The sequence below is a fragment of the Pseudarthrobacter sp. genome (genome assembly GCF_036675385.1).
Taxonomy (GTDB): Bacteria; Actinomycetota; Actinomycetes; order Actinomycetales; family Micrococcaceae; genus Arthrobacter.
Genome location: NZ_JAKFFD010000017.1, coordinates 1 through 7,103 on the forward strand (window position 1 = coordinate 1; position 7,103 = coordinate 7,103).

The 7,103-nt window shown below is 67.6% G+C and carries 6 protein-coding genes and 1 pseudogene; 1 reads left to right on the top strand and 6 read right to left on the bottom strand.

Translation table 11 applies throughout. The features are described 5' to 3' along the window. The 5 genes and pseudogenes from V6M49_RS01520 to V6M49_RS01540 all read right to left on the bottom strand — a co-directional run. Positions 1 to 251, bottom strand: a pseudogene (locus V6M49_RS01520) (transporter); the annotation flags it as partial. Further along, the gene (locus tag V6M49_RS01525) at positions 233 to 1,039 is read right to left on the bottom strand and encodes an ABC transporter ATP-binding protein (RefSeq protein ID WP_141140957.1); all 807 of its coding nucleotides are present in this window, start codon (positions 1,037 to 1,039) and stop codon (positions 233 to 235) included. The pseudogene V6M49_RS01520 and the gene V6M49_RS01525, both read right to left, overlap by 19 nt. A gap of 72 nt (positions 1,040 to 1,111) precedes the next feature. Then, entirely contained in the window at positions 1,112 to 2,209 is a 1,098-nt protein-coding gene (locus tag V6M49_RS01530; RefSeq protein WP_332759672.1) for an NADH:flavin oxidoreductase/NADH oxidase, read from the bottom strand. Next, on the bottom strand, positions 2,209 to 3,216 hold the full coding sequence (locus V6M49_RS01535; protein ID WP_332759673.1) for a tetratricopeptide repeat protein: 1,008 nt from the start codon (positions 3,214 to 3,216) through the stop codon (positions 2,209 to 2,211). The genes V6M49_RS01530 and V6M49_RS01535 overlap by 1 nt, the downstream gene beginning before the upstream one ends. Positions 3,217 to 3,281: 65 nt before the next feature. Next, positions 3,282 to 4,976: a hypothetical protein gene (locus V6M49_RS01540; protein WP_246848557.1), complete on the bottom strand. Its 1,695-nt coding sequence runs from the start codon at positions 4,974 to 4,976 to the stop codon at positions 3,282 to 3,284. A gap of 217 nt (positions 4,977 to 5,193) precedes the next feature. On the opposite strand from V6M49_RS01540, the gene V6M49_RS01545 reads away from it, so the two are divergent. Continuing rightward, positions 5,194 to 6,513, top strand: coding sequence for an AI-2E family transporter (locus V6M49_RS01545; protein WP_332759675.1), 1,320 nt, complete (start codon positions 5,194 to 5,196; stop codon positions 6,511 to 6,513). Between the two features lie 110 nt (positions 6,514 to 6,623). Here the strand turns inward: V6M49_RS01545 and V6M49_RS01550 are convergent. Further along, positions 6,624 to 7,103: alpha/beta hydrolase (locus V6M49_RS01550; RefSeq protein ID WP_442959685.1), on the bottom strand; the 480-nt coding region annotated here is incomplete at its 5' end.

Consider the following 7,103-nt stretch of genomic DNA (forward strand, 5'->3'; position numbering starts at 1 on the left):
GTCAGGTCCACAGCGGATGCTGCCACGGGGACGATGCCCCAGCCCAGGAGGGCCGCAGAACCGCCGAGCACCACCGCCGTCTGCGCCAGTTCAGGGTCCGCGCGGCGCAAGAGGACCAGGGCCACGACCAGTGCCCCCACGACGCCAAGCGCGTACAGCCCGCCGAACGCCAGGCCGACGAGCTGCCAGGGGCTGCGGCGAAGGCCGTTCCGCAGCAGGGTCAGTTTGAGCCTTAGGAGGTGCGCAACCATTCCAGGCCTTCCGTGTGGTTGCGCCCGCCGACCAGCTGGACAAACCTTTGTTCCAGCGTTGCGCCCGCCCGGACTTCGTCCACGGTCCCGGTGGCGAGGAGCCTGCCGGCCGCCACCACGGCGACGTGGTCACACATGCGCTGGACCAGGTCCATAACGTGGCTCGAGACGATCACCGTCCCGCCGGAGGCTACATAACTGTCCAGGATGGACCGGATGTTGGCCGCCGAGACGGGATCCACGGACTCGAAGGGTTCATCGAGCACCAGCAGCCGCGGGGCGTGGATCAGGGCGGAGGCGAGGGCGATCTTTTTTGTCATGCCGGCCGAATAGTCCACCACGAGGGTCCCGGCGTCCTCGTAGAGGTCCAGGGCAGACAACAGCTCCCCCACGCGGGAGGCCACCACGTCTTTGTCCATGCCACGCAGCAGCCCCGCGTACGTGACCAGCTGTTCGCCGGTCAGGCGGTCAAAGAGGCGGACACCGTCAGGGAGGATGCCCATCAGCTTCTTGGCCTCCAGCGGCCGGGCCCAGACGTCCACCCCATGGACAACGGCTGTGCCGAAGTCGGGCCGCAGCAGGCCGGTGGCCATGGACAGCGTGGTGGTCTTGCCGGCGCCGTTGGGGCCCACGATGCCAAAGAATGAACCTGCCGGGACGTCGAGGCTGATGCCGTCCACGGCGATTTTTCCGCCGAAACGCTTGGCGAGGCCGCGGATGGAGAGGGCAGGAACGGGCCCGGCGTGCACCACCGGATCGGGGTGGGGATCAGGATGCGCAGCAGTCATGATGCCAGCCTAGACCCAGGGCCCTGCCGAGGGGGTCCTCCCGCGGGAGTAGTGCCAAAGGCGTAGGGAACCCTAGAACGAATGCCGCGGCATGGCCCGTTCGTACTGCGGTGCCCAGGGGAGGTCGTGCCCCAGTTCAAATGCCGCCCGGAGCCACCAGTGCGGATCCCGGAGCGCGGCCCGGGCAATAAACACGCCGTCGGCCTGCCCGGTGGCCACGGCATGCTCGGCCTGGCCTGCGGAAGTCAGCAGGCCCACGGTGCCTGTGGGGACACCGGCTTCCCGGCGGATGCGTGCGGAGAACTCCGTCTGGTAGCCCGGACCCGGCCTGATGTCCTGATGGGCCACGGCCCCGCCGCTGGAGACGTCGATGAGGTCCACTCCGTGCTCCGCCGCCTGGGCGGCCAGCCGGACCGAAGCCTGGACATCGACGCCGCCCGGCGCCCAGTCGGTGGCTGAAATCCGCAGCAGCAGGGGCATGGATTCGGGGATGACGTTGCGGACGGCATCAACGACGGCGAGCATCAGCCGGTTCCGTCCGGCCTCATCCCCGCCCCAGGAATCGGTCCGGGTATTGATCAGCGGGCTTTGGAACTGGTGCAGGAGGTAGCCGTGCGCGCCATGGATCTCCACGGTGTCGAAGCCGGCGTCCACGGCACGCATTGCCGCGGCCGCGAAATCGGAAATGACGTCCTGGATCTGCGCCCCGGTCATCGCGGCGGGTTCGGCAAAACCGTCGAAGGCAAGCCGTGACGGCCCCACCGTGGGCCAGCCGCCGTCGGACTCCGGGACGCTCCCCCGCTGCCCGGCGAACGGCCAGTAGGTGGACGCTTTCCGGCCGGCGTGGGCAAGCTGGGCGCCGATCTTCGCTTCCGCGGCACCGTGCCGGTGCACAAAGGACGTGATCCGCTGCCAGGCCTCTGCCTGTTCGTCGTTGTACAGCCCGGCGTCGCGGGGGCTGATCCTGCCGGCCGCGTTCACGGCAGCCGCCTCGGTGAGGATCAACGCCGCGCCGCCCGCGGCGAAGGAGCCCAGGTGCATCAGATGCCAGTCGTTCGGAACCCCCGGGGCGCCGTCGGGACCGCAACTGTACTGGCACATGGGTGATACCCAGCCGCGGTGCGTGAGCTCCAGGGAGCGGAGCTTGAGCGGCTGGAACAGGGCCGGCACTAGAACAGGACCCTGGCGAGTCCTTGGCGTGCCTTGGCAACACGGGGGTCGGACGTGCCCACCACGTCAAAGAGCTCCAGGAGGCGTACGCGGGCGGTCTCCCGTTCCGGGCCGAAGTTCCGGCCGATGAAGCTGACCACGCGGTTCAGCGCGTCCTCCACGTGGCCGCCGGACACGTCCAGGTCCGCCACGCCCAGCTGGGCGGCCAGATTGTCAGGTTCGTTGGCGGCGAGGGTACGCAAGGCTTCCGAGTCCTCGGCGGAGAGCGGCTGGAGCCGGGCCATCAGCTCCACCTGGGCCAGGCCGGCCTTGGCCTCGGCGTCGGCGGGCATTTCCAGCAGGGCCTGCCGGTAGGCCACGGCCGCGGCCTCAAAGTCGCCCGCCTCAATGGCGTCGAACGCGGCCTGGTGCAGCGGCGGAAGAGGTGCTGGTTCAGTCTCCATGGGCGCACTGCCCCCGCCGAGGCTGCCCGTAACCCCATTGGCGGCCGCGACTTTCAGCAGTTCATCCAGGAGGGGCCGGATCTGGGATTCGTCGGCGCCGCCTTGGAAGAGCGGTACGGGCTGGCCTTTGAGGACGGCAACGGCCGTGGGGACGGCCTGGACCTGGAAGGCCTGTGCCAGCTGCGGGAAGGCTTCGATGTCCGCCGCCCCCAAGACCAGGCGGCCGCCGTAGCTGTTGATGACACGCTCCAGCGAGTCGAGCATCGCGGCGGATTCCGGCGAGTACGCGGCCCACAGCGCGAAGACCACCGGAACCTGGGCGGAAAGCTCCACGAGTTCCTGGAAATTGCCTTCGGTGACAGTGACCCGCAGCGGTGCCGCGCCGTCGTCGGGCGTTACCGCACCGGCTTCTGCGCTGGCACCCGCATCCCCGGAAACAGGGGGATTGCCGGGAGCCGCAGGCGGCGCCTGGCGCTGTTTCAGGGATGAAAGGTCGACGGCGCCACGCAGGTTAAGCAGGCTGGCAGCGGCTGGAGGGACTGGGCGGGAAGCTGGCGAACTCATGCTTTCCACTCTAGCCACTCCGGCCGCTGCCGGGGGTACTGCATCTGGGACTGGACCCTGCGGGCCTATTTGAAGCTTGCGCCTACCAGCCCGCGCGTTGCGGCCACCAGCTTGATGGGATCCGTAGAACCTGCCGGCGGAACGTAGACCGCCATTGATTCAGCAAAGTCCAGGACCATGCCGGTGGTGGTTTCCTTGCCGCCGGCGAGCGCGGCTGCGTCGTCGCCGATGGTGAGCTTGTCACCGGAGGCCTTGGGCGTGCCATCAAAGCCGAAGTTGATCCGGCCCAGCACCAGCGCCCCGCCGTCGGCCGTCCGGAACACCACAGTGCTTTCCGGTACTACCTTGTGGGTGAAGGTGAAGTTGCCGTTTTCGCCGGACTTGACTACCTCGGCCTGGTAGGAGAGCGTATCGGCGATGTACGGCGAGGATGCGCCTTCCACCAGCTTGTCCTTGAAGCTCGACTCTGAATTCGTCAGGCGGTCGGCCAGCCCGGCCAGGGCTTCTTCGCCGCTGTACAGCAGGCCGGATTTGTCGTTGGCGGCCAGCGTGTCGGTGCCGTTCCGGCCGATGGCGGGGAACGTGGTTCCCGGCTGCAGCGGGGTGGTCTCGGTCAGCTTGTAGTTCTCCCGCGGGGAGGGCTGGACCAGGGTGAGCAGCTGCGGGACGACGTTGCCGTCACCCTGCGTAACGGCGAGGACTGAACGCGGCCAGCTGCGGTCGGTGGTGACCACCGTGGTGAGGAGCTTGGTGGAACGGACGGGCATCCGGGCTTCATAAGTGCCCACCTGGGAACGGATCTTGTAGTTCTGCGTACGGACCTCAAGCTCCGTTCCGGCTACGCGCTCTGCGAGCTTGGCCGCGTCCTTTGCGGCGTCACCGGCGTCGGCGGTGCTGGAGACCTGCTCCAGGATCCTGCGGAACTGGGCGTCCAGGAGGACCGGCGCGGCCGCCTGGGCGGCCTCCGGCGATGCCGATCCGGGAGCCGGCGCGGGCGTGGTGGCAGCGTTCGCAGCAACACCCGTTCCGGCCACAACGAGGGCGGTCACTGCGGCGGTGACCATGCCGCCGGACACCATGCCGAGCCGTGAGGCGGACCTTGCCTCGGCCTTGGCCCGGGCGCGCCGGGCGAACAGGCTTCCCGTGCCGTTGCCTTCGCCGTCCCGCTTGCGTGCGGACAGGACAACCAGGGCAATGCCGGCGAAGATCAGCAGGCCGCCTATCACCATGAGCGGTATGGCCCACGGCGTGGAGGTGTCATTCGGGAACGTCATGGAGATCGACGACGGGGCGGGCTTGGTGCCATCGGACGCCAGCAGCAGTGACCATTCGCCGTCAGCGGGCGGCGTCCACGAGTACTCCAGCTCACCGCTGGCGTTCTCAGTGGAAACCCAGAGGTCGGATCCGGACGGATTCGGCGCCGTGGCGTCGCCGTCGGCGTGCTCAACCTGCAGGGATTTGTTGTCCTCGGAAACCCCGGTGATGGTGTTGTGGGCCGTCGGGCCCACCCAGGCGTCCACGTCATCAGGACGGCCGGCCGCGAGCATGAAGTTGCCGTCGCCTTCGATCTTGATCTTCACCGTTCCGCCCTGCGCGGTGCGCAGGTTCTGGTCGATGACGGTCAGTGGGGCCTCCGCGGCATCTGCCGGGGCGGAAGCCGTAAAGGTCTCGGAGGGAGCCCAGATTGTCTTCTGGCCAATACCGGCCAGAAGTGTCAGGAGGCCGAGCAGCACGAGTGCAACTGCAGTCTTGAAGCGCAAAGGAAACACCTATCATTCGCGGGGGTTTACTTTCAATAGTAACCGTTTTGTTACCAGAACCCCCGTTTGGGCGCCAGCGGGGGTCCGGAATCGGCGGCGCCCGGGTGGCCCGGCGGGCGCCCTCGCTCCTGTTGGCAAGGCTGCTGATAGTGTTTGCGATGATCATCACACCGGCCCGCAAATGCGGCGCCACGCACGGAACAGGCCCCAGAATCCAGTGACTGACAAGACGGAAGAGTCCTCCACGGGACACGAAAATCAACCGGCCGCTGGCGCTTTGGAATCCTCGCCGGACACGCCTGCGACGGCCAAGCGACGGGGCTCCGCAGCTGCGGCCCTGGGCCAGCTTGTACGGCGACTGCGCCAGCCGCTGCCGGGCGCCCAGCCCAGGCTCCGGTTTGAGATCCCGCCGGAATACAACCACACCGAAGTTCCTGCCGCCACGGAAGACGGCGAGACTGGCGGGAAAGCCGCGCAGTTTGGCCGCCCGGGTCCCCGGATGTCGATGCAACATCCTCTTTATATGGGCTTCATGGGCACTGTTGGAGTGGGCCTTGCCCTGCTGGTCTACTGGATCGGCTCCAACACCACACAGCTGCTGCTGTGGATTGTGGCTGCCCTGTTTATAGCCCTTGGCCTGGAACCCGTGGTCGGCTGGCTGGAGAACCGCCGGATTCCCCGCCCGGTCGGCATTCTCGTGGCCGTCCTGGTCCTGGTGGTGGCTGTGGGAGGGTTCTTCGCTACCCTCATCCCCACCATCGTGGAACAGGTCACCCAAATTGTGGTGCAGGCACCCACATGGGTACGGGACTTCATCGACTCGGAGTTCTTCCGCAACGTGGATGACCAGTTTGGTGTGCGCGACCGCATCAACGAGGAACTCGACAAGTTCGTCAACAACCCCGAGGCGATGGGCGGGATCTTCGGTGGCGTGGTTGGCTTCGGTTCCACCCTGGCCAACGGTCTCTTCGGCACATTGATCGTCCTGGTACTGAGCCTCTACTTCCTGGCAGCCCTCCCGGCCATGAAGAAGTGGGGCTACCGGCTGGCGCCGCGGTCCCGCCGGGCCCGGGTTGAAGCCCTCTCCGAGGAGATCACCCGGTCCGTCGGCAACTACGTGATCGGGCAGGCCTGCGTGGCATTGCTCAATGCCACGTTCGCGTTCATCGTGATGTCCATTGTGGGTGTCCCGTTCGCCCTCTTGCTGGCCTTCGTGGTGGCACTGCTGGCATTCATCCCCCTGGTGGGCGGCATGATCGCCGGCGTTGTGGTCCTGCTGATCGCCTTGACGGTCGGGTGGCAGACTGCCGCCGTCTACGGCATCTGCTACTTCGCCTACCTCCAGTTCGAGGCCTACTTCATCTCGCCGCGCATCATGCAGAAAGCCGTGGCCGTACCGGGCGCCGTGGCCGTGATCTCGGTCATTGCCGGCGGCAGCCTGCTCGGAGTGCTGGGCGCGCTGATCGCCATCCCGACGGCGGCGGCCATCCTGCTGCTCGTCAAGGAGATCTACATCGTCCGCCAGGACAAGCACTAGCGGACAGGCTCCAGTAGCAGCCGCGGCTAGGCGGCCGTAGTGGCGGCCGCACTGGCGGGCAGCCGCGGCTAGGCGGCCGTAGTGGCGGCCGCACTGGCGGGCAGCCGCGGCTAGGCGGCCGCTGTGGCCACCGGGCCGTCCCACACCTGCGGCAGGCCTTCGGGACCGGAGCCTGCCTCCGTCACCTCATCGACGATTTCGTTGAGCACGCGCGAAGCGTATTTCTCCCCCACCCAAAGGTGCTTGGCGCCGTCGACACCCACCACCCGGGCCTGCGGCACCAAGCTGAAACGTTCAGCGGCGGCGGCGGGCTGGAGGTAGTCGTCATGCTCCGGCACGAGGACGGTGAGCGGCTTGGCGGAGTCCGCCCAGAGACGCAGGTGGGCGTCCGTGGCGCGGTGCAGCGGAGGCGACAGCAGGACGGCACCTTCAATCTGGCTCGCCACCGGCTCAACGGCACCGTACATCAGCGCCAGTTCGGTGCCGAAGGACCAGCCCACCAGCCAGCGGTTGGGCAGCTGGCGTTCGACGGCGAAACGTACCGCCGCCTCAACGTCCTGCCGCTCGCCGATCCCCTCTTCGAAGGAACC